This window comes from Paenibacillus sp. FSL H8-0457, assembly GCF_038051935.1.
GTDB classification, from domain to species: Bacteria; Bacillota; Bacilli; order Paenibacillales; family Paenibacillaceae; genus Paenibacillus_AQ; species Paenibacillus_AQ lautus_A.
Genome location: NZ_CP150293.1, coordinates 3,305,752 through 3,330,688 on the forward strand (window position 1 = coordinate 3,305,752; position 24,937 = coordinate 3,330,688).

General features: G+C 49.0%; 22 protein-coding genes. 17 read left to right on the top strand and 5 right to left on the bottom strand.

Going from position 1 to position 24,937, the window contains the following annotated elements:
• Positions 1-60: 60 nt before the first annotated feature.
• Positions 61-2,049, bottom strand: coding sequence for a DUF4832 domain-containing protein (locus MHI43_RS14710; RefSeq protein ID WP_036663166.1), 1,989 nt, complete (start codon positions 2,047-2,049; stop codon positions 61-63).
• Between the two features lie 96 nt (positions 2,050-2,145).
• Positions 2,146-3,168, bottom strand: coding sequence for a LacI family DNA-binding transcriptional regulator (locus MHI43_RS14715; RefSeq protein WP_009590609.1), 1,023 nt, complete (start codon positions 3,166-3,168; stop codon positions 2,146-2,148).
• 351 nt (positions 3,169-3,519) lie between these two features.
• On the opposite strand from MHI43_RS14715, the gene MHI43_RS14720 reads away from it, so the two are divergent.
• The 15 genes from MHI43_RS14720 (at position 3,520) to MHI43_RS14790 (ending at position 20,628) form a co-directional block, all read left to right on the top strand.
• Positions 3,520-4,884, top strand: a complete 1,365-nt coding sequence (locus MHI43_RS14720) for a DUF4832 domain-containing protein (protein WP_036663165.1) — start codon at positions 3,520-3,522, stop codon at positions 4,882-4,884.
• Positions 4,862-6,187, top strand: a complete 1,326-nt coding sequence (locus MHI43_RS14725; protein WP_036663163.1) for an acyltransferase domain-containing protein — start codon at positions 4,862-4,864, stop codon at positions 6,185-6,187. Before MHI43_RS14720 ends, MHI43_RS14725 begins: the two co-directional genes overlap by 23 nt.
• The gene (locus MHI43_RS14730) at positions 6,168-7,259 is read left to right on the top strand and encodes a DUF4832 domain-containing protein (RefSeq protein ID WP_036663162.1); all 1,092 of its coding nucleotides are present in this window, start codon (positions 6,168-6,170) and stop codon (positions 7,257-7,259) included. Before MHI43_RS14725 ends, MHI43_RS14730 begins: the two co-directional genes overlap by 20 nt.
• 33 nt (positions 7,260-7,292) lie before the next feature.
• Complete coding sequence (locus MHI43_RS14735; RefSeq protein ID WP_228468935.1) at positions 7,293-8,558, top strand: Gfo/Idh/MocA family oxidoreductase; 1,266 nt, start codon at positions 7,293-7,295, stop codon at positions 8,556-8,558.
• A 30-nt stretch (positions 8,559-8,588) separates the two neighbouring features.
• Positions 8,589-9,515 (top strand): ABC transporter permease subunit, encoded by a 927-nt coding sequence (locus MHI43_RS14740; protein WP_009590570.1) that lies wholly within the window; start codon positions 8,589-8,591, stop codon positions 9,513-9,515.
• On the top strand, positions 9,515-10,411 hold the full coding sequence (locus MHI43_RS14745; protein ID WP_015735120.1) for a carbohydrate ABC transporter permease: 897 nt from the start codon (positions 9,515-9,517) through the stop codon (positions 10,409-10,411). The genes MHI43_RS14740 and MHI43_RS14745 overlap by 1 nt, the downstream gene beginning before the upstream one ends.
• Before the next feature lie 69 nt (positions 10,412-10,480).
• Complete coding sequence (locus tag MHI43_RS14750) at positions 10,481-11,938, top strand: ABC transporter substrate-binding protein (RefSeq protein WP_036663160.1); 1,458 nt, start codon at positions 10,481-10,483, stop codon at positions 11,936-11,938.
• 320 nt (positions 11,939-12,258) lie between these two features.
• Complete coding sequence (locus tag MHI43_RS14755) at positions 12,259-12,741, top strand: DUF6530 family protein (protein WP_036663158.1); 483 nt, start codon at positions 12,259-12,261, stop codon at positions 12,739-12,741.
• Between the two features lie 78 nt (positions 12,742-12,819).
• Positions 12,820-15,039 carry an AAA family ATPase gene (locus MHI43_RS14760; RefSeq protein ID WP_036663156.1) on the top strand — a complete coding sequence of 740 codons (2,220 nt, stop codon included), beginning with the start codon at positions 12,820-12,822 and terminating at the stop codon, positions 15,037-15,039.
• Between the two features lie 257 nt (positions 15,040-15,296).
• Complete coding sequence (locus MHI43_RS14765) at positions 15,297-16,454, top strand: AI-2E family transporter (RefSeq protein ID WP_036663155.1); 1,158 nt, start codon at positions 15,297-15,299, stop codon at positions 16,452-16,454.
• A gap of 236 nt (positions 16,455-16,690) precedes the next feature.
• Positions 16,691-17,176 carry an Rrf2 family transcriptional regulator gene (locus tag MHI43_RS14770; protein WP_015735125.1) on the top strand — a complete coding sequence of 162 codons (486 nt, stop codon included), beginning with the start codon at positions 16,691-16,693 and terminating at the stop codon, positions 17,174-17,176.
• A gap of 100 nt (positions 17,177-17,276) precedes the next feature.
• Positions 17,277-18,242 carry a DUF1835 domain-containing protein gene (locus MHI43_RS14775; RefSeq protein ID WP_235201799.1) on the top strand — a complete coding sequence of 322 codons (966 nt, stop codon included), beginning with the start codon at positions 17,277-17,279 and terminating at the stop codon, positions 18,240-18,242.
• 145 nt (positions 18,243-18,387) lie between these two features.
• Positions 18,388-18,624: a DUF896 domain-containing protein gene (locus MHI43_RS14780; protein WP_015735128.1), complete on the top strand. Its 237-nt coding sequence runs from the start codon at positions 18,388-18,390 to the stop codon at positions 18,622-18,624.
• A gap of 155 nt (positions 18,625-18,779) precedes the next feature.
• Positions 18,780-19,382, top strand: a complete 603-nt coding sequence (locus MHI43_RS14785; protein WP_036663152.1) for a sigma-70 family RNA polymerase sigma factor — start codon at positions 18,780-18,782, stop codon at positions 19,380-19,382.
• On the top strand, positions 19,309-20,628 hold the full coding sequence (locus tag MHI43_RS14790; RefSeq protein ID WP_036663150.1) for a DUF4179 domain-containing protein: 1,320 nt from the start codon (positions 19,309-19,311) through the stop codon (positions 20,626-20,628). Before MHI43_RS14785 ends, MHI43_RS14790 begins: the two co-directional genes overlap by 74 nt.
• Before the next feature lie 68 nt (positions 20,629-20,696).
• Here the strand turns inward: MHI43_RS14790 and MHI43_RS14795 are convergent, their stop codons facing one another.
• The 3 genes from MHI43_RS14795 to MHI43_RS14805 are packed head-to-tail and all read right to left on the bottom strand — an operon-like array spanning position 20,697 to position 22,640.
• Positions 20,697-21,341, bottom strand: a complete 645-nt coding sequence (locus MHI43_RS14795; RefSeq protein WP_036663149.1) for a DUF2306 domain-containing protein — start codon at positions 21,339-21,341, stop codon at positions 20,697-20,699.
• A gap of 22 nt (positions 21,342-21,363) precedes the next feature.
• Positions 21,364-22,401, bottom strand: a complete 1,038-nt coding sequence (locus tag MHI43_RS14800) for a DJ-1/PfpI family protein (protein ID WP_036663147.1) — start codon at positions 22,399-22,401, stop codon at positions 21,364-21,366.
• 17 nt (positions 22,402-22,418) lie between these two features.
• Positions 22,419-22,640 (bottom strand): hypothetical protein, encoded by a 222-nt coding sequence (locus MHI43_RS14805; protein WP_036663142.1) that lies wholly within the window; start codon positions 22,638-22,640, stop codon positions 22,419-22,421.
• Positions 22,641-22,843: 203 nt separating this feature from the next.
• Here MHI43_RS14805 and MHI43_RS14810 point away from each other — a divergent pair, with 203 nt between their 5' ends.
• Both MHI43_RS14810 and MHI43_RS14815 read left to right on the top strand, forming a co-directional pair.
• Complete coding sequence (locus MHI43_RS14810; RefSeq protein ID WP_015735134.1) at positions 22,844-23,530, top strand: response regulator transcription factor; 687 nt, start codon at positions 22,844-22,846, stop codon at positions 23,528-23,530.
• A gap of 1 nt (position 23,531) precedes the next feature.
• Positions 23,532-24,902, top strand: coding sequence for a HAMP domain-containing sensor histidine kinase (locus tag MHI43_RS14815; RefSeq protein WP_015735135.1), 1,371 nt, complete (start codon positions 23,532-23,534; stop codon positions 24,900-24,902).
• The last annotated feature ends 35 nt before the right edge of the window (positions 24,903-24,937 follow it).

A 24,937-nucleotide genomic window follows, 5' to 3' on the forward strand; every position in this document is an offset into this window, starting at 1 on the left:
GAATGATACGCGGCCATCTGCTGCTCTTTTTATTATGATAGTTGAAATCCGTTTATCATGCTATTTGGTCCATGAACCGACCTTATAAGCTCCGTCTGAAAGCCGGTTTGTGTTAGCGAAATCAACCGCCGGCTGGTTCGTCGATGGATCGAGAATCGCTATGGCTAATTCATAAGTACCGCTCGGCAGTGTATTCGTAGGAAGAGAGCCTGTGACTGTGTGCTGCCCAGTTCTCCAGGTCGTTAAGTCCGCCGATGTGGTTTGGCGTGCCACGATCTGGCCGCCGCTGCGCAGCTGGATTTCAAGAGGCCAATTGAATGGGAAGTGTTGAACCCCCTTATTCTCCACCGTGACGGATACTTCGAGCGTGCTTCCGCTATTTACTTGCGGGTATGCAGCCTTGTTTACGACAAAGTGATAACCCATTCGTTTCTTGAGCGTATCGATGTTGCCTTGCAATGGATTCCCAACCGCCAGGGAAGCCGGAGAATTCGGTCCCAGCCAGCTTGGCTTGCTGAGCTCGGTTTGCCGAAGGGTCTCATTGAAGCCGCTGCCTGACGTAAGCGCAGCATTCATGCCATAAGCACCACCATAGAATTCGCCGCCGGAGACGCGAGTGTCCCAAAAGTTTGCATGGGCGGGTTGCTGCTGGCCGATGTCATCCCAATATCCGTTCTGGGTGCCTGTATACCAGCCCCATTCGGAATCGAAGCTCGGCTGATCGCCGAAGACGTCATTGTACATTCCCAGAATCAAACCCTTGTTGTTATTCTTGGCCAGCTCTACGCTGCGTCTAATCAATAGCTGCGTGTGATCCTCCTGATCGGCAAAGGCATCGATATAATGCTGAATATATTGGTTGGATACGCTGTTCGGAGGAAATGCCCCCGTATAGTTGCTTTCCCCGTTCGGTCCGACATAAGGCCAGGTATGGAATTCGGCCCAATGTCCGAGCGAACCGATTTGCACAAAAGCGATCGGGCTATCCGGGGAGTCGTAATGGTCCGCAATCGCCTCGATTGCAAGTTTGTGCCTGGCGATCAGATAGTCGGAACTGTAATTAGGAGAGAAGCCCGTGTTGTTGCCGGCTCCCATGCCTCCAGTATCGTCGCGATAGGCCTTGCCCGGCGATTGTCCCAGGCTTGCCATGTCGTTGTACAGCCAATCCGGGATATCCCGGTGAGCCACGCCGGAAGGACTGTCCAGAATAAAGCGAAGGATTACCTTGACGCCGCGGCTTTTCCAATAGTCGAAATGATTGGAGGCTTCAATCGCACTGAAATCATAATTGCCCTTCGTCGGCTCAAACTCCTTCCAAGTCACGCCGGCATATACCAGCCGATGAGGTTGAGGATAATTGGTAGATTTTGCGGATGGAGCCCAGCCTTTAAACGGGTTATTCAACGGATCATTCAGCTCGGTTGGATAGAATTCGATCATATTGCCTCCCGGATGATGTGCTTGTAAGGTATAGACCGGAAGCGGCTGGTTCTGTGCCGGCAGGCGGTGCATATCCGAATTGTTATCCAGATACCCGATGCTCACGCTGCTGCCTTCGCCAAGTCCAAGCGTAGAAAGAGGGATCGCTGCTTCAATCACAGATGAGGAACGTACATATTGAGAAGAAGTCAGAGTCGATGAAAAATTCCAGTTCCAGCTGCTTCCATTGCCTGAGTAGCGGTATAAGGATTGGTTCTCGAGAAGCCACTCAACGCCTGTCGTGCCCCAACCAAAAGCTTGATATCCGGTAGAAGCATTCCCGTCCGTATTCAACCAGAAGCTTCCCATCGTAGTGCTAAGGCCTGAGCCTTGTACAAGCAGATAAAGATTCTTGTCGTCATGGGAAGCCTTTAAGATTTGAGCCGTTCCCGTATTCGTGGATAGGGCCGGAATGCCCTCCCAGTCGCTCGGATCGCCGTCAACAACAATAGAGGCAGAGGCAGTTTCCGCAGACCAAGTAAAGCGGGGAAAAGGGAATAAGGCAAGTAGAATGGCCGTCATGATAATTAGTGCAAACGGCTGCTTCCAATGGATACCCCGTGCTTTCATGTCAAACCTCCTCACAGAATTGTTCTTTTACTCTCAAGAAATCGAATCCTTCACCTCCTTTCCGAGCAGGCAATTAACAATTCGTGATTAAGCCGTTTAAGTTGAGCTGCGTGCCACCAAGCGGGTAGGCAAAATCACCTTTTTGGGCAGCAGCTTGTTTCCGTTTATTCGGTCGATTAGGTTATCGACAGCTACCATGCCGATTTCTTTCATCGGCACATCGATCGTAGACAGCGGCGGATTGGAATACTTCGATACCTCAATGTTGGATAGCCCAATAACCGCTACTTCGTCAGGAACGGAAATACCGTTGTTATACAGGCCGTTGAGGGCGGCCATAGCCATTAAATCGCTGCCGGCAAAGAAGGCAGTCGGGAAATTTCGGGTTGTACATAGATGATTGATTTTTTCGATGCAGACCGCCTCATCCCACATGCAATCAATAACCCAATCGGGATTGACCGACAATCCGGCAGCATGCATGGTTGCGTAGTAGCCCCGATAACGACGGCTGTCTTTGAGGTTGCTCGATAATCCGCTGCCCCCGATATATCCGATTCGGGTATGGCCTTTTTCAATGAGATGGCTGACGGCCATCGAAGCGACATTGTAATGATCGTAGCCGACATTGTCGATATCCCCGCGCTCCGTATCGATCCCTACGATGTACGGGACCTGCTTGCGAATATATTCGTAGGTCTCGTGATCGAGCGATTCCATGAGAATGAGGCCGGTAATCGGTTCGCTAAATGTATTAAATAGGATCTTGCTGTCGTTCAATTCAATTCCCGTCCGGATAAAGGACATGTTGTAACCGGCGCCAAGCAAGCGTTCTTCCACGCCGGATAAGATCGACATGAAGTAGGGATCGTTGTATTTATCCTTGGTGACGCTTAAGACGCATCCGATTTTGATATGCGATTTGCTTTCGGCTGGGTCCTGAGCAGAAACCTTGCGCTTGGGCCCTGATGCGATTTTATAGTTCAGCTGCGTAACGGCTTGCCAAACCCTTTCCCGGGTTTCGTCCGTGATTTTATACTTCGTATCATTGTTTAACACTCTGGACACGGTGGCTGTGGATACATTTGCAAGTTTAGCAACATCCCGAATCGTACTCATGTATAAACACATTCTCCTTTTAAGTTACTAATAATCGCCATTTTAGAGTTTATAGGAATGTTACATTGTAAACAATGATTTGCTTTTATTACAGACTATGTTACGTTGTTTGTTGCGTAATATCGTTACGTTACTTCATTTTACATTCCTCCTTAATCAAAATCAAGAGTGACATGTATATTCCATGCGTTGTCACTAGAAATTTCGTAGTATTTCAAAATTGATATTGCCAGATAACATGCGAATGATATAACATGAAATCACTAAACAAATTGTGTAATAAAACAGATTTAACGCAACAAACAACGTAACAAACAAAGGCTTCTGTTTAGTACATGGGGGAGTTGGGATATGAACAAGAGAGTTACGGTTTACCCAATGATATCGGATGAAATGTTGACCAATCCGGGGATTGGCTTTACCACGGCGCCGGGCTTGATGGGAGATCCGGAACGGATTGTTGATAACCGGGGGGAAGCGCAGCGCAAATACAAGTTTGCGGAAGACAGCAGGACGTACAATCATCCGGACAGCAAAGTATATTTCTGCAGCGTTCGTTGGCGTGACATCGAAACGGATAAAGGGAGTTACGACTGGAGCGTGTTGGAAGAAAAGCTGGATTACGCCAAATCATTAGGCTGTACTGCCGTGGTGCGCTGTTCGCCATATGCATTAAGCGAAGAAGACGATATTCCGTCTTGGTTCCGGGCCGAATATCCGGAGGAACCCGAGTTTCCGTTCTGGAGAGTAGACCCTCTGACCACCCCATATGCCGAGTATTGGTCTGATTTCATCAAGGCGTTTGCCGCCCGCTTTGACGGCCATCCGCTTATCAGCTCGATCGATTTGACCATAGTCGGAGCCTGGGGGGAAGGCGGCGGAACCGAATTTCTAACGACTGGCGCGATTAAGCAGATAACGGATGCTTACTTGGACGGTTTTAAAATAACGCCTCTCCAGGCACTGCTGCATGATCCGCTGTCGATCGGGATCATAAATGAACGCAAAGCCAAAGTCGGATTTCGCGTGGATTGCTTGGGGGATATGGGCGGCTTTCATGGCGATCAGTGGTCGCATATGACCGATTTCTATCCGCAAAATATTCAGAATTTTGAGATGGGCGATGCCTGGGAGAAAGCGCCGATCCTGTTCGAAGCATGCTGGCATATGAATGACTGGTATCTGCAGGGCTGGGATATCGACTATATCATACAAGAAACGCTCAAGTGGCATATTTCATCCTTTAACAACAAAGGGACGGTAGTGCCGGAACCGTGGAAAGAGAAGGTCAAGGCTTGGATTAACAAGATGGGCTACCGCTTCGAATTAAGGAAATTCGCGTACGATTCGATAGCGGACGTTGGCGGAGAGCTAAACATCGATGCGTTGTGGGCTAATGTCGGCGTCGCTCCGATTTATCATCGTTATCCGCTGGCGGTGAGGTTAACCGGCCAATGTCGATCGTTTACGCTGCATAGCAGTGAAGACATCAGGGAATGGCTCCCGGATGAGGATATTGCTTGGATAGAAAGGTTTTCGCTTCCTATCGATATGCCGGCGGGTGAGTATATGTTGGAGATTGGCATCGAAACCGGCGTGAAGGAAATCGGGAATATCCAGCTGGCAATCACGAGATATCAAGACGGCTTTTACCCGATGGGTAAGCTATTCGTCGAAAGGGGGAGGCAGGCTAATGGAAAGGCCGATGAATTATAGAGAAGTAACAGCGATCTGTGATTTTGATTATCTGCCTGATGGATTGGAAGCAAAATATGATCGCTATCTACCGGATGGCGAGCCCTATCTCATACCAAGGGGCTTCTTGAATGGAATCTTTGAGCGATATCAGACTCCCGAGGAGACTCGGCAATGGATTGAACAGGGGATTTTAGCGATAGAGGAAGACGCCGTATTGTTTCATTTCACCAAATTTTTGGTGGAGGATCTGTGCTCGGCTCGCAATCGCTGTGATGAAGCCCATTATACCAATATGACGCCCGCATGCATTAAGAAGCACGGCGAATTATATTCGTTTTTATTGCTGCTAGCCTGCGTGGTGCCTTCCATGAAGATGCTGGAGAAGCGTTCCGTACCCCTAATCTATTATGAGGACATTCCGCATCAACCGCTGAAGCTGCAAATGGAAAAATTGGCACTGCAGGGCGATGCCAAGGTTCATGATTTCCCGTGGGTGATGAATTTCTATACCTGCTCCATCTTTCTGTTGGACCGCTTCTATTTTATTCCGTACCGATTCGAGGATTCCTTCACCATGTTCCGCCATAGGGATACGCAGGAAGTGCTTGCCCTTCGCCATCCCGGAGAGGATTTCCGCAGCGATGGACAGCGGAATGGAATCAACAACGTTTATGATTCTCAAGGCCGCTTCACATCGGAATGGCAGGAGAATGCCGAATTCATCATCGCGAATCGGATCAATCCCATGGGATTCGTCGAAAGAGAAACAACGCCGATCTTAAAGAAGGACTGGGATACCGTGCTTCAAAAAGGGGATACCCTGTTGGCGCTTCACATTCCATCCGGGCCCGGGTACACGCCGGACAGGCTTAGGAATTCCATGGCGATGGCCATCGAATTCTATGATCGATATTTTCCGGAATTGCCCATTAGAGGCTTCTGGAGTTCAAGCTGGCTTTATGATACCAGGCTCTCGCTCGTTTTGGACAATGAAAAAAGCAATATCGTCCACGTTCAACGGCAGTTTTATAATTATCCCACCGATGAAGGGGACGGCATGCTGCGCTATGAAGTCTTTGGAGACCGGAATGCTGATCCGGCGTTGAATACCGGCGAATATACGACCTCGCTGCAAAGAGCGGCTGCTGAGTATATGCGGACCGGAGCCCGATTCAATACGTTAAGCATGATCGTGCTGAAGGAAGATATCGGCCGGATTGGCAGCATGACTTATATAACCGACGCAGATATAGAATTGTTCCGCGGAACCGTTGACAGCCATTTACAAAGGAGCGAAGAGGATGGGGAAATATTCGCTTGAGAGCCACGAGAAGTATAAAACCGTCAAAATCAGGCCGAAGCCCTTATCGGTCAAGGAGTACGATACAAGCCACGGTCGATTCGAATATGCGGCTTTTTCATGGAAGGAACTAGAACCTGCGCGAGGAGAGTATAAGCTCGGAGGGATCGAAAAGGTATTGAAAGCGATTACGAATCCTGTTCTTTTCCTGACGCCGGACCTGCCAGAATGGGCGAAGGATAACCTCGAAGCATGTTATGCGGCATTGATCCGAAAAGTAGGGAGTATGATCGATTCGGATAAACGCCTTGCAGCCGTTTTGATCTCGACCTTGGCAAACAGCAAGGAAGAATGGAACGCCTATATCGATTCCTTTGGATCCCAGGTACTGCTTGCAGATTTGCAGAATGAACCACTGATTCAATATTTAAAGGAGCGCGGCCGCGGCTTTGGCCTGCTGGTGAAGTGCGGCGAGGAGAATTGGATCGAATGCTGCGAAGCCTTTGCCAAACATCATTTGCAGCGGGTATGGAAGAGCTACCCGGTGTTCCTCCATGCGACCGATGAAGCTGGCGGTTCCCACATCAGACGGGAGGCCTTTCGCTGGCATGCCGGGATGTCCAACGTAAACCTGGGGCTTGGTTACAACCTTGCTTTACGTCGGCTAACCTACCCGGAAACGGTGTCCGGCAGCGGGAGCCTGCCGCTGCGATTCTGGTTCGTAAACTCGGGAAGCTCAAGAATCTATCGAAAATTTCAGCTGCGGCTGCAGCTAAAGCAGGAAGACGTGTCCTATGAATTTCCGCTGCACGCGGCAACGCATTCCTGGTTAACCGGCGACCTTGTCCATAACGAGATCGTACACTTGCAGGACATCGCAGCGGGAACCTATTCGCTTGGCATAGCGCTCTGCTTCGAAGACCGTTCTTCACTGACGCTGAATATACAGAACCGGCAACTGGATGGTTTTTATGAGATGGGTACGATACAAGTCGAAGCCTCCCGCGAGGATCCCCTCAAGAATATATGGGACACTTATTATCCGGAAGGATATTATCCCCTGGAAGATCCCCAGATGCCGGGACAAGAATAATCGATCTAGACAAATACGAGCTCGCTGGAGGTTATGGAGTTGAAACTAGCATTAATTGGTGCAGGACAAAGAGGCATGATCTATTCAAGGCACGCTTACCAAAGCGAGGAGATTGTGGCGGTGATCGAGCCGGATGCCGGCAGAAGAAAGGCAGCGGCGGATGAGTTTCAGATTCCGCTGGAGAAACAATTTGCATCCGTGGATGCGTTTTATGCAATGGGGAAAATTTGCGATGCCGTCATCATCTCTTCCATGGACAAGGACCATTACGAGCAAACGATGATGGCGCTTGATCTTGGCTATGATATTTTGCTCGAGAAGCCCATTTCACCAAGTCCGGTAGAATGCATGAGAATTCAGGAGAAAGCCAATGAAAAAGGCCGCAAGGTGATTGTATGCCATGTGCTCAGATATACGAACTTCTTTGCGGAAATTAAGAAAATCATCGATAGCAATGAACTCGGGAAAATCGTGACCATACAGCACAACGAGAACATCGGCAATTTCCATATGGCACATTCCTTCGTAAGAGGCAATTGGAGAAGAAGCGATCTGGCGAGCCCGATCATCATGCAGAAATCCTGTCATGACATGGATATTCTATCCTGGCTTGTGGACAGCGGGGCGAAACGCATCTCTTCGTATGGAAGCCTTACGTATTTCAAAGAGGAGAATGCACCGGCAGGCAGTGCGGAACGATGCCTCGACTGTAAGGCAGCCGCGAACTGCCGATTCGACGCAAGAAAAGCCTATTTGCCTATAAGGGGCCAATGGCCCGCTACCGTCATTTCGGCGGACCAGAGCGAAGAGGGACTGCTCCAAGCGCTAGCAACGAGTCCTTACGGACGCTGCGTATATCGGCTTGACAATGATGTATGCGACCATCAAGTCACCCTGATCGAGTTCAAAAACGGGGTAACGGCAACGTTTAATTTAAGCGGATTCACCAACAAAATGTACCGTACGCTCAAAATCATGTGCGAGCACGGGGAAATCCGAGGCGACGATAACTTGAACATTATCGAAGTCACCCGCTTTAACTCCAATATGGCAGAACCCGTTCAGCAAACCGTCATTCGGCCGGCAACGGTGAGCGGCGGACATAACGGCGGCGATACCGGTCTGATGAATGACTTCTTGGAGAATCTGGGGAATGCCGACTTCAGCAGCAGATCCTCCATCGACATGTCCGTTGAAAGCCATATGATGGCCTATGCCGCGGAAGAGGCGAGAATTACCGGTACCGTGATCGATCTGGATGAACTAAAGATGAAGCTGCAGCAAGGCATTACAGCTTAGTCGTGTAATCACATGCAAAGGGGTGATGGAATGAGTTCGGCTGTCAAGGGATTTCTCTATGAAATAAAAAAACACAGGATCCTGTATCTCATGTGCGTGCCCGCGCTGATCGTGCTGATCATGTTCTCCTATATCCCGTTTGCCGGGATATGGATGGCGTTTACCGACTTCAATGTGGTCGACGGCATCTTCGGCAGCAAATTTGTGGGTCTGGACAACTTCAAATACTTTTTTTCGGAAAACAGCATGGGATGGAAGGTTACCTATAACACGCTGTATATCAACTTTTTCGGTCTCATCTTAGGCATTATCATTCCTGTCAGCATTGCCATTCTGATCAATGAAATCCGGCATAAAGCCTACAAAAAGATCGCGCAAAGCATGATGTTTTTTCCGTATTTCATATCTTGGGTTGTTGTCGGTGCGATTCTGTACGGAATCTTCTCCACGGATGTGGGCGTAGCGAATCATATTTTGAAGTTCTTCGGTGCGGAGCCGATCTCCTGGTACTCGGAGCCAAAGTATTGGAAGTGGATCATCATTCTGTCGAGCGTCTGGAAATGGAGCGGCTACAGCTCCATTGTCTACATGGCGGCGATGTCCAATTTTGACGGGAGCCTATACGAAGCGGCCAAGGTGGATGGCGCCAACAAATTGCAGCAAATTCTTTACTTGACCGTGCCCATGCTGAAGCCAACGATCATCGTTTTGAGCTTGCTGAGCGTCGGACGAATCTTCTACGGGGACTTTGGGATGATTTACGGTATCGTTGGCAACAACCCGGTCCTGGCTGAAGAAGTAACAGTCATCGATACCTACGTTTATCAGTCGATGCGTACGCTGGGCTTTTCTTACTCGACGGCCATCGGGCTATTCCAGTCATTGATGGGCTTGATCCTGATTACGGCTGCTAACAAATCCGCTAAGAAAATAAACGACGGAGAGGGTCTATTTTGATGATGGAAAAGAATAGATTGCTTGGCGATAAATTGGTGATTGCCTTTGCCTATGCATTCATTGGCTTATTCGCACTCGTTTGTCTGTATCCTCTTGTATTAACGTTAAGCGTGTCCTTTTCTTCGGAACAGGCCGTTGCAAGAAACGGATATTCGATCATCCCTCTGAGCCCGAGCTTGGATACATATAAATATATCTTTGTTAATAGTGGGATGAAACTGCTCAAATCCTACGGCGTTACCCTGTTTGTAACCACTGTGGGGACGTTTGGGGCTCTGTTGATTACCAGCATGATTGCATTTTCCCTATCTATCAAAAAGCTGAAATACCGCAACGTGCTCGCTTTCATTAGCAACTTTACGATCATCTTCTCGGCCGGCTTGATACCGTGGTACATGGTCAGCGTCAATTATTACGGGTTGAAGAACAGCATTCTGGCTTTGATCCTGCCGTCCATATTCAGCGTATGGAACATGTTTCTGATGCGAACGTACTTTGCAAGCATTTCTCCATCTTTATATGAAGCGGCCGAGATGGACGGCGCCAATTATTTTACGATCTATGTCAAAATAGCCCTTCCGTTAAGCAAAACCGCACTGCTGACGGTTGGTCTAATGTATGCGCTTCAATATTGGAATGATTGGTGGCACGCGCTGATCTTCATTAACGAACGCGATTTGTTTCCGCTGCAGTATTTCCTCTACAACATTCTGTCGAACGTCAATGCGATAAGTTCCGGACGAATTCCGTCAGGGGCATCGGGCAACATCACATTGCCTGCCGAAACCGTGAAGATGGCCATTACGGTCATTACGATCGGTCCGATCATTTTCCTGTATCCGTACATTCAAAAATACTTCGTGCACGGGATTATGGCCGGAGCGGTAAAAGAATAGACACCTGCGTGGTTATTGGCCGATTCAGGCTTTTAACATAGATTAACCATTTCATAGGGAGGGTCTTTCATGAAAGCAAAAAAAATGCTGATCTTGTTGGTTTTATTGATCGCATCCGTTTCGGTAATGGCAGGATGCAGCGGCAAAAAAGAGGGGGCAGCCGCGCTCGAAACCGTCACGATTTTGTATCCGGGGGAACGAAGCGATCGCATGAACGAATTTTTAAACAATGAATTCGCAGAGAAAATGGCTGCCGATCTCGGTCTAAAGGTCGAAGTCATATATGTGCCGTGGGCCCAGTATTGGGAACAGAAAGATATCATGCTGGCCGCAAACGAACCTATCGATTTGTATTGGGATGGTCTTCCTGATCTTTCCACGATCGTCAACAAGAAACAAGCCATGGTTCTGGATGATTTAATCCAGGAATATGGTCAGGATATGTTGAAAGTTTTGCCGATGGAACAGCTTCAAGGCGCAACCATCGATGGGAAAATTCACGGCATTCCGTCGGCCTATGCACCGTCCTCGGCCATGTACCAGCTGGTCGCCGTCCGCCAGGATATTCTGGAAGCCGTGGGGATGACCGACGTGAAGACACCCGACGATTTAAAAGAATTCGCGACCAAGGCGAAAGAGAAGTTTCCTGAAATGAAAGGACCCGCCGACATTATCTTCAAACCGTTGACTCGATACTTTACCGATGAACAATATAACTGGATCGCCGTCGAAGATTTGGTTGTATTCGGGGAAGACAGCAAGAAAGCATACAGCTATTATGAAACGGAAGCATTCCAGGAAGTGGCGAAATTTAACCGGGGAATGTATGAAGCAGGTTTATACACAGAGGATTTGACCATCAAATACAACGAGAGAGACTCCCGCATGCAGACCGGCCTATATTTATGGGTGGAAGGATCTCTGGGCAAGGAAATGGAAATCGTCGATGCCATCAAAGCCAATGCCCCGGATGCCGAAGTTAAGACCTATCTGCTAGCCGAGGATAAGCCGCGTTATGTGACCGCCACAGGCGGGGAAGTTCTGGGCATTCCAGTCAATGCTCCGAATCCGGAAGGAGCCATGAAGTTTGTGAACTGGATTTATAAATCCAAGGAAAATTACCAGTTTGCTCTCTATGGCGTCGAAGGCAAGGACTACGAGATCGTGGACGGAAGAATCAATAAGCTCACCCCGAGCGAATTCTTCTATGAATGGATGTTTAGAAACCAGAATTACCAATTGTTCGGGCCGAACGTGGCCCAGGAATCCATCGATCAATATAAGAGCTGGGATGATCAGGCTGTTCGATCCGAATCCTTGGGATTCCGATTCAATAACGAAAAGGTTAAGTTGATCGAGACATCCTTGAAAGAAGTCGCAGGCAAAGATCTAGCTGCGATCCGTTCCGGATTTGTCGATTTTGAGACAGAGTATCCCAAAGCGATCCAGAAACTGAAGGCGGCTGGGATTGACGAGTATGTCGCCGAGATACAGCGTCAGCTGGATGAATTCTTGGCAGGTAAATAAAGGGGTCATCTCCTTGTTCCAGCAACGAAGCAGCTGAAATTGATAGCTGTGGGTGAAACGAACATCATAAATTCCGAAGAAGTATCTCCTGAACAAGGGGATGCTTCTTTTCATTTTTGTTTCAATTCATAATTTCACGCTTTGCGAGGCGTTACTAGTCAGGTATTTACAACAATTAAATATATGTCTATTATATAGATAGATAATAAATAAAATTGTTTATTATAATAATGAAATTGATTAGACCAATATGTTCTTATGGCAAACGATGCACGTGAATTATTTGCGGAAGATCCATTTCTGAGAAAAGAGGATAAATGATGAACATACACGCTTCTATGAATCATAAGCCTGTCATTGTGTCGGATAATTACGGGGAGGTCGATGGGCGGTTTGCCGGCGCCACCGATGTCAGGGCGTTATCCCTCGGACTGTCTCAAGGTAACGAGGAAGGCCAGGCAAATGTTGCCGCCAGAGTATGGAGAGATGCGGACGAGCAAGCAACCGATCAATCGTTAGAGCTTCCGATTCATCGCATTCTGGATTTGTCTATTCTCGTTTGCAGCGCACTGGCGCATTTTAGCGAAGCCTATCGATACGAGCAGTTCTATGATCCGCAGAATCCCGTGATCGACCGGATCGGGCTGCAGGGAAGCGCCATGACGGTAGCCGTATGCACGGACAATGAACAGATCCATGAGGATATCAGGCTGTTTAACGAGGCTTTGAGCGATAACGGCGAGATGATTGGTGAAAGACTGCGGACATTAACCAGAGCATTGAAAGAATTGGGGTACGAATAATGAGGAGGCATCCCAGATAGCGGGGGAATGGAGCGAGAGTGTCCTTCCACGCTGGGAAAAGCTTGGAGGCGATAGGTTATGCTAGAACAGAATGACAATGAATATTACGTGCTGTCTCCCGGGAGAGCATTGACCGAAGAAGAAAAGAGCCTTGTGTGGACAAAACCGTTAACGCATAAAGTAAGTGAGGAAGAACGGCGAATCTCGAATGATATTAAGCGGAATTGGGATCGGGGCGAGATGAAAATCGCCAATGTTTTGTTAGAGGGGGATGCCGGATCCGGAAAGACGCAGCTCGCCAAAGCTTTATCCGCGAACTTCAGGCTCCCCTACACCAAAGTCACATGTTTTGCCGATATGGATAAATCGGATATTATCGGAGCCATTTTACCGGTCATTACTTCCGATCAAATAGAGCACTTGGAACCTGACGATCGGGCTGCCTTGAAAGCCCTATACGATAGTGACGGCTTTCGAAGTTCGACGGAGATTCTAATGGAGGCTTTAGGAATTTCGCGGGAGCATGCTTCAGCGAAAATGAAGCATGTATTGAAGCTGGCCGCGAATGCCGCAGAGAATAAGGCGGTAGAATATCGATTTTACGCTTCCGAGATCGTCAGAGCCTTTCAGAACGGCTATCTGCTGGAAATACAGGAACCGAACGTGATACGTGATGCTGCCGTATTAATGGCGCTGAATTCCGCGCTGGAGCCCGGCGGCACGCTGAATCTGCCGATGGGTATCGTGCACAGGCATCCGGATTTCATTGCGGTGATCACGGCCAACCGCAGTTATGCGGGATCCAGGCCGCTAAATGAAGCATTGCGAGACAGGATACAGCATTCGGAGAAAATGGATCTGCCAGCCAAGGATATGATGATGGAGCGCGCAAAGGCCAAAATCGGCTGCGAGGACGATAAAATGCTGGACATCCTCGCAAGGGTCATCATTCTGTTAGACAAAACAGCCCGGGCCAATGCCATTAAGGGGGTTGCCGGCATGCGTTCCTATTTCTATTGGGCGGATGCCGTGGCTCAGGGAACTTCTGCAAGAGAATCCCTTTATCACAAAGTGATCTACAAGATTACGACCGATCCGGAAGAAATCAAACTGCTGGAAGATGCGCTGGAAGGCCAAGGCCTGTTGGGGCTGCTGGACGAAATTCCGGTTGAACCCCCAAGCAAACGAAGAGGGGATTCCGTGGAGATCTCAACCTGGGAAATCGATATGGATGTTGACTCCAATCCGGATCAGCAAGCCGGGGAAGAAGGGATCCGCTTAAAAAAATCCGCTGAGAGCGAAGGCAGCACATCCGTTTCATCGGATGAATCAGCGGAGATGGAGAGCACGGATTCGGGCGAGGAGGGCACGCCGAATTATCACCAGGCTAATCCTGAGCCCATGTCGGAAGAGGAGAAGCAGAAGGAACGGGATTTCCGCAAAAAGCTGAATCGGGTTTCCAGAGAAATCGTGTCCGATTCCCTTCATCGGTCGGTTAAGCTGATCGTTCATCGCCCTGACTACGATCCGAACCTACAGGAGGAATATGGGCGGTTAAGTCAGGGGCTTATGCCCGTTGTACGGGAAATCGCCAGAAAAACGCTGCCGCTCTTGGAGCTTGAAATCACCGCGGAGTATGCCAAAAATCAATACTATGGATCAAAATTTCAGGCAGACAGCGTAGCCTACCGGGACTTCAGGTTATTTTCCAAGAAACGTCCTCCGACGGAATCCCCTGGTCTTGTGGTCGGACTGAGGGTCGATGAATCCGCATCGATGGCTGCGTTCGGTAGATTGGAGGCAGCCAAGCGTGCGGTCATTGCGGTCTATGAATTTTGTCAGATTTGCCATATTCCTGTTCTGATCTACGGCGATACGGCCGATGTGTCCCGCTTGGAGCAGATGTCGATCTTCGCTTATGCCGACTATGATCATCCGGATGTTCGCGATCGCTTCAGGTTGATGGGAATCCGCGCGAGAAGCAACAATCGGGATGGTATGGCGTTAAGGATCATGGCGGAACGGCTGGCAGCTTCACCGAAGCAGACCAAGCTTTTGATCAGCATCAGCGACGGGCAGCCTAAGGCGATGGAAGACTATACCGGAAGTCTTGCCATTCAAGACATGCAGCAGACCTTATCCGAATATGATAGAAAAGGAGTCAAATTTCTGGCCGCGGCCATCGGACAAGACAAAGATGTCATTAGCCGGATTTATGGAGCTGAGAGGTTCCTGGACATTACCAACCTGAATGAGCTGCCAGCAAAATTAGTGCGCATCATTTCCCGATATTTATAAGATCGAGGTTTGTAATTACAGCCTAAGCCTGTGTGTCTTCATGACACGCAGGCTTATTCCATTATAAATATGACCGCCCATAAATGCGCGAGCCTCACGCTGGCCCTGGGTTGACTGGACATGTGCCCTGAAGAAACATTATAGTTAAAAGAATGGAGTCAGCGAAGCTATGCTCGATGATCTCGACGCCATGAGTAGCTTGCATCAATGCAAGTTTTGTGTCTGGAATCGATAAACCTAAATAAGGGAGGACATATATGGAGCAACCTCGCATTTGGCCGGATCGGTTCAAGCGCTTTTTTCTTAACAATAAGTTTGTGCTGCTTTTGCTTGTTCTGTTGCTGGTCGGTTTAAACATCATGGTATTAAGCAAAATCTCGTTTGTGCTGCATCCGATCGCGGTTTTGATCAAGACGATCGTACTGCCGATCATTTTATCCGGAATCCTGTATTATTTGCTGAATCCCTTGGTGGATATGTTGGAAAGAAGGAAAATCAAACGCGGATGGTCCATCCTGATATTATATCTGTTGATTGCCGGAATTTTAACGGTTGTGGTGCTGGCGGTCATTCCGGTGCTCCGCACCCAGATTATGAGTCTCATTGACAATTTCCCGACATACAGCGAGAAGGTCAGGCAGCAGTTCGAAGAGCTTACCGGCAGCCAGTTGTATAGTCAGCTGCAGGAGGCCGTGAACATCAACTCCCAGGAGTGGTGGGGCACGATAACGCAGAAAGCAACCGAAATCCTGAACTCGACATGGAGCAAGGTAGGCGGTTTTCTTGGCGCGTTTACGGAAATCGTGTTGTCGATCATTACGGTTCCTTTTGTCCTGTTCTATATGCTGAAAGACGGCAAAAAGCTTCCTCGGAAAATCTTGTCGTACCTGCCGACCCAGAGTCGTTCGGGGATCCTGCATGTGCTTCAGGATATCAATCACCAGATCAGTTCGTTCATCCGCGGTCAGATTATTGTCAGTGTCTGCATCGGTATTCTGCTGTACATCGGGTACATGATCATCGGCCTGGATTACGCGCTTATTCTTGCCATTATCGCCTCGTTCACCAGCGTAGTCCCCTATTTGGGGCCTGCCATTGCGATCACGCCCGCGTTGATTGTGGCTCTGGTCACTTCTCCGGTAATGCTGCTGAAGATGGTAGCGGTATGGACGATCGTGCAGCTGATCGAGGGCAAATTCATCTCTCCGCAAATTATGGGCAAAACGCTCAAGATTCATCCCATTACGATTATCTTTGTCATACTGACAGCCGGTAATCTGTTCGGCGTTGTCGGCATTCTGTTGGCGGTTCCCGGCTACGCTGTTCTCAAGGTTTGCGTAACCCATATATTCGAATGGTTCAAGAACACATCGGGGTTATACGATCCTTCGAATGATGGCCGTATGTCCAAATAACAAGGCGTGCCTATTGATGAATAGGAGGCGTAACCTTGATAAACATTAACCGAGATTTATAGAAGCGTATGAAGCTGCGCTTGCGAAGCCGCCGTTTTGGCGGCTTTTTCATGTTCGATTCTGGTCACCATGATTTATTCTGACCCTCGCGGATTCATTGCAAATAAGAAACTGAAACAATATAATGGATATCATGGGTCTATGGTAAATAAAATAAAGCAAAGGAGGAAACCGCCATACAGTTTTCCAAAAGCGTTGATTATGCTCTGCACGCCTTAATTCATCTGGCTCAATCGGAGCGTGACCACAACATCGGAATCAAGGAGCTGTCTGCGACACTAGGCGTTTCGGAAAGCTATTTGTCCAAAATCATGTCCAAGCTGAGACAGGACGGAATCGTGCGTGCCGTGCCGGGGGTAAACGGTGGTTATGAGCTGGCAAAGCCGGCCCGGCAGATTACATTTTTAGAAGTGATCCAAGTGATCGAAGGAAGGCAGCAGCTGTTTGAATGCTCCAATCTCAAATCGCAGCAGCATCGATTGTTGACTGAAGAGAAACCTAGCGACAGGAACGAAGACAAGCCGGGTGCTTGCGTATGTCTGGTCAAACAGGTGATGGACGGTGCGGAACGGCAGTTGAATCAATACTTGGAGGAGCAAACGATCCAATCGGTATTGGATGCTGCTTCCAAACGCGGCAGCTGCTCGACTAACAAGGAGTGACGAAACAGTTGAACTTCGCTTCGGAGGGATCCTTATCGATAAGCTATACGAGAAATTGCAAGGGTTTGGGGAAAGAGAGAATTGGCTTTTACTCCGTCGGTTGCTGAACACAGCGGTCCAGGATGCCACGAACGGCGGGCATGAAGAGAAAAGGGCTGCTGAGCGATTGTACAAGCTGATCGAACACCATGCAGAGATCGTTCAACATGAGCGGCTGCAGGAGGAGAATCTCCAAACGCATGTTCATATCATTTTCAGCCTCTCGAATGCCGGTTCATTAAAAGTAGCGCTCAGTCAAGTGGGGAATCGGGAGAAATCCCGCGTATTGGCATTTAATGAATGCTTTTCCACTGGCCCTATCAGGGATTTAAGCACAGCGGAAGGGCAGCAGCGCAGGCTAATCTGGTTGATGGAACATGACAGAGATTACTACTTTTCTTATACGAGCAATCTGGAACACCAAATCGAGCGCATGATAGAAACGCTAAAAACCATACCGGAGAGCAAGACCGTGGTCATATGGTGCGCGGATAACGCCCATGATCAAACCGGGCTTCGCTTTGCATCGTACTTGCTGAGGGAGCGGAAACGCCCCGTTCATGTGGTGAATGTCACGCAAATTCTCAAAGATTCGGGACACGATGATGCTCCGTTTTCGCAGGCACTCATCGAGCGAGGGACCTACATCGAAATCGTCAAAAGTTACGGTGATGGGATTCCGCTGGACTCGGATCTAAGGAGACGGTACGAATCCGAATGGCTGGAGCTGGCAGGACAAGATCATGTCCTTCGATTCTGGGAAGAGGACAGGGTCATCGGCTGCGAAGAGAATCGAATGGATGCGCTTATCTTACAAACGGTCGCTGAACTGCAAGAGCAGCACCATTCTGGTGATCTGGTTAAAGCAGGGGACGTCGTATTCAGCATATTGGAAATGTCACGTCAATTCGTAAGTTATTCTTATATCGTGTACAGAATCTGGTTTTTAGTCAGTGAGGGTGTCCTCATGTTCAAGGGGTTACCGGGCTTTCCCCATCAATTTTCGATAGGTTTGCCTAAAGCTTAAGGAGCCGCCAAATGGGCGGCTTTTTTGATTTGACTGGAAAATCCATTCGCATCTTGGCATGGTTTCCTTGGATTAGTTGCAACCGCAGGTTATTTACAGTAAACTGTCTGTTACAACTTGTTATACGGAAGGATGAAAGATAACCATGACCATACCTTCATTGCATAGAATTAATGAACTGAGCCGCAAGCAGAAGAGCGAAGGTCTGAGCCAAGAAGAATACACTGAGCAGCAGCAGCTTCGTCAGGAATATTTGCAAGCCATCCGAGGGCAGGTTCTCTCGACCATGTCTACGCTGAAAGTTGTGGACCCGAATGGTGAAGACGTTACCCCGGAGAAACTGAAAATAACGCAAAAACAGAATACGTCTAAGCTCCATTAAGCTTCGACCTTGGTTAGTTTCTATTTGGATTCATTGGTCTCCGCACCCGCACAGGGATAGGCAAACGTTTACCCTGTGTATGGTGTGGAGTTTTTTTGTGCGGAATGAACTTTTATCATTGCTTCTAGCTCTTATAAATGAGAGAGGGGGAGAATATGCGAGTAAGCCGTCTTGTGAAACAAGCCAAACGAGGAAATAAGGAAGCTCTATTACAGCTGATCATAGCCGATCAGGACGCTTATTATCGTCTAGCCTACAGCTACATGGGAAATGAGCATGACGCGATGGATGCCATGGAAGACATGATCGTTACGCTGTATGAAAAGCTGGATCAGTTGCAAAAGAACGAAGCCTTTTATAGCTGGAGCAAAACGATTCTAGTGAACCGCTGCAAAACACTACTCCGAAAAAAGGAACGATTTCTTCCGCTGGGAGACGATCAGGAAACTGCTTTTAATACTTTAACCGACGATAATCCCTATCGCTATGCGGAGTCAGAGATGGATATGCAGGTGCTGCTATCTCATCTGAATCCAAGGCAGCGAGAAGCGATTGAGCTCCGCTACGTGCATGATTTGCCGTATCAGACCATAGCGGATATGACCGGTGCACCGATCGGCACGATCAAATCAAGAATTTCGCAAGGCATACTGAAACTGAAAGTCATGATCGGAGGTGATCGCCATGAGAACGATCGAGGAGAAGCTGCAGGAGCATCAGCAGACCCTGAATTCCGTACAGGCCCCGCCAGAACTTGAAGGGCGACTGCGGCATGCGCTTGAGCTAGTTCCCGCCAAGAAAAAGGACCGGAATCGAGCTTTTACATGGGCCGCATCCATAGCCGCGGCACTGCTCCTGATTGTCGGTACCTATCAATATCCTGCGTTTGCTTACTATGGCGTAAAGCTGCTGGATAAAATCGAGCTGAACTCACTTAGCTTTGCTGAAGTTACGGAGCAAGGGTATGGACAAACGGTCGGCAAAAGCAAAACGCTGGATGACGGTACGGTCATAACCATTAATGGAGTCATCGCGGACGATAACGCATTTCTTATGTATTACAGTATCGATCGACCCGCCGGCAGCGTGCTTTCCGACAATGGTTCTTTTCGTTACAACGTTGGTGGAATACAAGGCTTCATGACGGATTCCCGTCCGAAAGAAGGAAGCGGCAATTATAGCAAAGACGAGACTCGGTACGAGGGCGTGTATAAATTCGAGCCGGTCAGCCCATTTTCCAGAACATTAACCGTTACCTTCAGTGAGTGGCTGGATAACGGGGAGAGGTCAGCTTATTCGGTCTCCTTCAAGTTTGAAGCGAACAAAGCGATGAAGAGTATGATTAAGGAGGATATTTCAAAATCCGTTTCGGTTGATCAGGGGACTGTCCACTATGACTCGATTACGGCTTCACCAACTTCTACCATCGTGAAGGGTCATTACGAATTTGAGGACGAGGGATTTCCCAGATTTCCTGGCAAAACCAAGCTTTATGTCAATGGCACGGAAGTGAAATTTTGGGGAATGCGGTCGGATCGATACGCCGAAAAGGGCATCCCAGGATTTGAACTGGAATACGACGTCCTTCCTACGGATCAAATAGAGACGATTGAAATCGTTCTTAAAACCTTCGATGGATATCAGAAAGTAGCAGAACCCATCTCCCTTGCGTCACCGTCTGATCAATCGATTCAGGTTGGCAATGAAAAGTTATGGATACGAAGCGTCACGAAAACCGATGCCGGTTATGACATCGTGATAGCCAGAAAACAATTTACCATCTTGGAGAAGGATCAATTATCCGTACAAACGGGCGGGAAGAAGGTTCCTGTATCGTCCATATCCAGATCACGTCCTTGGGATTTGAAAAACGGCAATATCCTATGGGAGCAGACATATTCATTTGACACAACGAATAGGCCGGAATTCCTGCTGCTGGATGGATACCGTTACATTAAAACCTATGATCAAACGGTATCTATCCCAATAAAAACCCAAAAATGATGAGCGAGCTATGGTAAAAGAAATATGAACGCATCGATCGAATTCGAAAATAAAACGAACCATTCCAATCAAGGAATGAGTTCGTTTTTTTCGGTTCGTTTCGTTCTGATGATGATTTCAGGAATAACGATCAGCAGCGCAATAGAGCCGTAAAGGCCAATGGTGTAGCTTGTGGCGTAAACCATGCCGAAACCCTGATGAACAAGAGAAGTGATAAGATGAATCAACAGGTTCGTGAAGCAGAAGGCGTAACTCCGAATCATCCAGTTCCGGTGCCGGTCGATTCGTTTCCTCTTGATTTGGATGAGCGCCGTCATGGTGACAAACAGCCAGATCAGATTGAGCGCGTTGAATCCCATGCTGCTGATTTTTCCGCCGGTGGCGTAAGGCGCCATATATCCGGAGGTGAGGACAACCAGCAGTACGGACACGAGGTAGACGTAGCCGTTGAAACGATGGAACCTGCGGCTTTTTTCAAACATACGATTGGAAAAGTTGATCAAGCCCGACGCCATGGCCAGACATGCAAATCCAACATGAACGTACATGACATTCAACCAGACCGGAAGATTCAGCTCCCGCTTCAGCCCGGTTTTACGGCTTAAAAAACCAGCAGCACCGGGATCGATCCAATAGTTTTTGACCAGGGCGTATAGAATAAATACAAGGCTGACACAGGCCAGCAGCCGGTATAATGATTTCCGTTTCTTCATGCAGTTCCACAACCTCCGAATCTTAAGAAACCCGTGTTCCGGTTAATTTGGATGCCGGCAGCATGCCGGCCTTGGCGGATCCGGTCATAACATCTCCGTCCGCGGTAACTTCGAATTTCAGGTTCAGGCGCATGGGCTTCGTGATGGGAAGCGACCAGGCCAGCTTGCCGTTCTGGAGCACCGGGCTCCTGAATTGGATGGTTTCATCTCCTTGCGTTGCCGTACCTTCGATGATGTCGTTCCTTGCCGATATGGAAAGCCTGACTTCCATTTTTCCGACAGGCGTAGCGATGATCGTATCCCAATCCCCTTCGAACATAGAAGCCTGCGTGAGTTGGTAACCCGAGGCTGGGTTAGTCAACATCCCATGGTTCGCTGCTGCGTTCGGTTCGTTATCGTCCGGCAAAGATTTCTGCGTGCTTGGTGCCAGGCCGATCCCCTTCCAAACCGTCCCTCTTCGCTCGTACTCGAATAACTGCTCTACCGCGTGCGCGATGCGCGGTCCGAGTTCCCGTTCAACCAAGTACAGTGCCACATCAAGCCCGGATGTGACACCGCCCCCGGTAACGAGGCTGCCGTCGTCCACGACCCGTGCCTTAATCGGGACTGCCCCGGTTGCACCAAGCAAGTCCATGCCGAGGTGATGCGTTACCGCAGATCTCCCTTCCAATAGTCCGCTCATGGCCAGCAGCAGAGAGCCGCCGCATACGGTAGCGACTACGATGTCCTGCCGGTCGAGCGCCTGCCCGATCATACCGGTCAATTCGGTATTCATTGCCCGGCCCAAAATAGCTGGGATCGAATCGGGGCCATCACCGTCGACCTCGCCCGACGCTCCCGGTACGAGAATGATGCCCGCGCATTCCGGATTCAGTCGGCCGCTCGCTTCAATTTTTAATCCGTTAACGCCGCTAGCCACAGCCCTTGACCCTTCAGCCGTGACCAATTCCACGCTTAACTCATGTTCTGCATACAACGCTGCCGCGCAAAAAACCTCGTAAGGCGCAATGGCATCCAGCAGGTCGAAACCATCAAATAACACGATTTGTACAGTTAGCAATATAAATCCTCCCGTCTTTATTGGGTTACAAGCTCTTTCAGCATGCGATATTCCTTCTCGTCCAGCTCACCCTTTGCCAATCGGCTCTTCAGAATCAATGCGATGTCCCTGTCCTGCAGACTGTCGTCTTTGTAGCGATGGCGAATCGCGTAGATCCGAACAGCTGCTATACTAAAAAGCGTGAGACAAAACAAAACGCCGAAAGGAAAAAACGAAAACCCGTCGTTTTCCAATCCCATAAGATAACCTCCCTTTAACATGGATTGCCCGGACGACCTCCGAATGAAGCCCGTCCGTGTTCGCAAATAGAAGCATAACAAGCGAATATCTCAAACGAAGTCGTAAAAAGGTCACAAAAGTATAAACAAACCATCACAATTCATGGGCTCTCGTCAGTTCCTGCAAAAAAAATGATAAACTAGATGGCAAAGGTGGGATTTGCATGAGCGGAGACAATACGATACTCGTTGTAGACGATGACCAAAGCATCGTCGAACTATTAAGGGACTTTCTTGAGAATGACAGCTTTCACGTGAAGACTGCTTGTGATGCGGAGGAGGCGTGGGCCATATTCCAACAGCATCCCATTCAGTGCATGGTTCTGGACATCATGATGCCGGGACAAAATGGATTTGAGCTGTGCCGCCGGATTCGGGCGGAAAGTCCTGTTCCGATTCTCTTTTTGAGTGCCCGCAGCGACGACGTGGACAAAATCCGGGGGCTGACGCTCGGCGGCGACGATTATATCGTCAAAACGGCTTCTCCCGCGGAGATCGTTGCCCGCGTGAAAGCCGTACTGCGGCGCTCCGCGACCCGGCGGCCAATGGAGGAGCGGGTGTTGGATTACGGCCGCCTCCGGTTGAATTTGTCCACAAGGGAAGTGGTCGTGGATGGCAATAACGTCGTGCTCACGCCGAAGGAGTTCGAACTGCTGCGAGTATTCGCCGAGCATCCTAGACATGTTTTCACCTATGACCAGCTGCTTGCGAAATTTTGGGACGGGGTGGGCGACAGGCATACGATCCGCGTCCATCTCAGCCGGCTGCGCGAGAAAATCGAAGCCGATCCGAACCAGCCGCAATTCCTCGTTAACGTGTGGGGAGTAGGCTATCGCTTTGAGGGTCGTTGACATGAAGAAGCTGCGCATTCGAACCTTTACCATGCTTTGCTTTTTCTTTATCCTTCTGTTACCGTGGATCTTTTTTGTCACTGCCCATTTTATGGAGACCAAGACGCTCAGCTTCGAAAAAGGGCGTCTGCAAAATGAGACGATGCAAAGTAATTTATCGGAAATGATACACTTCATTGAAGCAGGCTCCGGCCAATGGACGGAACCGGCTTGGCAAAATCAATTGAAAACGGCGCTCCATGAAGCGAAAATGGATGTTCTTATTCAATCCGCGGAAGAGCGGGAGCTGTATCGGTCTAATCCGGAACGCAGCGGTACGTCGTTGTCAACGGAACGATTCTCCGTCATCAAGGATGGTCAATTGCTGGGTAGGGTAACTCTGTATTTGCCAAGAACCAATGAAAAACAGGTCATGTCGGCTTTTGCAGGACTGCTGCTTGCTATCTTGATTGTCGGAATGGGAATGAGACGGTTCGTGCTCAAACCGCTTGAGAAGATGGGGAATGCAGCCAGACAAATCGCGACAGGCGATTGGAAGGCGCGGTTGCCCTCATCCAGGGTCACCGAAATCGCCGAAGTACGCGATGGATTCGAAGTGATGGTGAAGGGGCTTGAGAAATCCTATCAAAAACAAGCCGAATTGGAACAGGAACGCCGATTCGTGATTGCTGCCGTTGCGCATGATTTGCGGACGCCGTTGTTTGCGTTGCGGGGTTATTTGGATGGCTTGGAACAAGGAATCGCTCAATCCCCGCAAATGGTCGCCAAATACGTAGCGGTATGCAAGGAAAAATCGGTGCAGTTGGATCGTCTTGTGGAGGATCTTTTCACATTTACGAGGATGGAATATTTGGAGGCGGAACTTAGCCGCAGCCTCGTTGATTTGAGAGATGTTATCCAGAATTCGATGGACAGCCTGCGGCCGCTTGCGGCTGACAAGCATATTGCCTTTACCGCACAATTCATGGGCGATTGTCTACTAAGCGGCGATACGCATTTATTGGAGCGCGCTATGAATAATCTCATGGACAATGCCGTCAGACATACACCTCTGGATGGTGAAATTGCTGTGCAATGCTGTAAGGACGGCAACCGGATCAGGTTTACCATACGAGATACCGGACCGGGCTTCTCCTCGGAAGACCTGGAGCGCGTTTTTGAACCCTTGTACCGTGGGGAAGCGTCTCGAAGCCGATCAACTGGAGGGAGCGGTTTAGGGCTGACGATTACACAAAGAATCATAAGGCGGCACGGAGGTGAAATAACCGTCAGCAACCATCCGAAGGGAGGAGCAATGCTGGAAGGATGGTTACCTGCCACAGTCTCCGAACAAAAGGCTATGGATGGTTGTGAGTCTTATTCCTCTAAGTGACACGCTTAAACAGCCGCGAACAATCGCGGCTTTTT

Coding starts and splice junctions, on each gene's coding strand:
- MHI43_RS14710 (WP_036663166.1), bottom strand. CDS start 2,049: ATGAAAGCACGGGGTATCCATTGGAAGCAGCCGTTTGCACTAATTATC.
- MHI43_RS14715 (WP_009590609.1), bottom strand. CDS start 3,168: ATGAGTACGATTCGGGATGTTGCTAAACTTGCAAATGTATCCACAGCC.
- MHI43_RS14720 (WP_036663165.1), top strand. CDS start 3,520: ATGAACAAGAGAGTTACGGTTTACCCAATGATATCGGATGAAATGTTG.
- MHI43_RS14725 (WP_036663163.1), top strand. CDS start 4,862: ATGGAAAGGCCGATGAATTATAGAGAAGTAACAGCGATCTGTGATTTT.
- MHI43_RS14730 (WP_036663162.1), top strand. CDS start 6,168: ATGGGGAAATATTCGCTTGAGAGCCACGAGAAGTATAAAACCGTCAAA.
- MHI43_RS14735 (WP_228468935.1), top strand. CDS start 7,293: ATGGAGTTGAAACTAGCATTAATTGGTGCAGGACAAAGAGGCATGATC.
- MHI43_RS14740 (WP_009590570.1), top strand. CDS start 8,589: ATGAGTTCGGCTGTCAAGGGATTTCTCTATGAAATAAAAAAACACAGG.
- MHI43_RS14745 (WP_015735120.1), top strand. CDS start 9,515: ATGATGGAAAAGAATAGATTGCTTGGCGATAAATTGGTGATTGCCTTT.
- MHI43_RS14750 (WP_036663160.1), top strand. CDS start 10,481: ATGAAAGCAAAAAAAATGCTGATCTTGTTGGTTTTATTGATCGCATCC.
- MHI43_RS14755 (WP_036663158.1), top strand. CDS start 12,259: ATGAACATACACGCTTCTATGAATCATAAGCCTGTCATTGTGTCGGAT.
- MHI43_RS14760 (WP_036663156.1), top strand. CDS start 12,820: ATGCTAGAACAGAATGACAATGAATATTACGTGCTGTCTCCCGGGAGA.
- MHI43_RS14765 (WP_036663155.1), top strand. CDS start 15,297: ATGGAGCAACCTCGCATTTGGCCGGATCGGTTCAAGCGCTTTTTTCTT.
- MHI43_RS14780 (WP_015735128.1), top strand. CDS start 18,388: ATGACCATACCTTCATTGCATAGAATTAATGAACTGAGCCGCAAGCAG.
- MHI43_RS14785 (WP_036663152.1), top strand. CDS start 18,780: ATGCGAGTAAGCCGTCTTGTGAAACAAGCCAAACGAGGAAATAAGGAA.
- MHI43_RS14790 (WP_036663150.1), top strand. CDS start 19,309: ATGAGAACGATCGAGGAGAAGCTGCAGGAGCATCAGCAGACCCTGAAT.
- MHI43_RS14795 (WP_036663149.1), bottom strand. CDS start 21,341: ATGAAGAAACGGAAATCATTATACCGGCTGCTGGCCTGTGTCAGCCTT.
- MHI43_RS14805 (WP_036663142.1), bottom strand. CDS start 22,640: ATGGGATTGGAAAACGACGGGTTTTCGTTTTTTCCTTTCGGCGTTTTG.
- MHI43_RS14810 (WP_015735134.1), top strand. CDS start 22,844: ATGAGCGGAGACAATACGATACTCGTTGTAGACGATGACCAAAGCATC.
- MHI43_RS14815 (WP_015735135.1), top strand. CDS start 23,532: ATGAAGAAGCTGCGCATTCGAACCTTTACCATGCTTTGCTTTTTCTTT.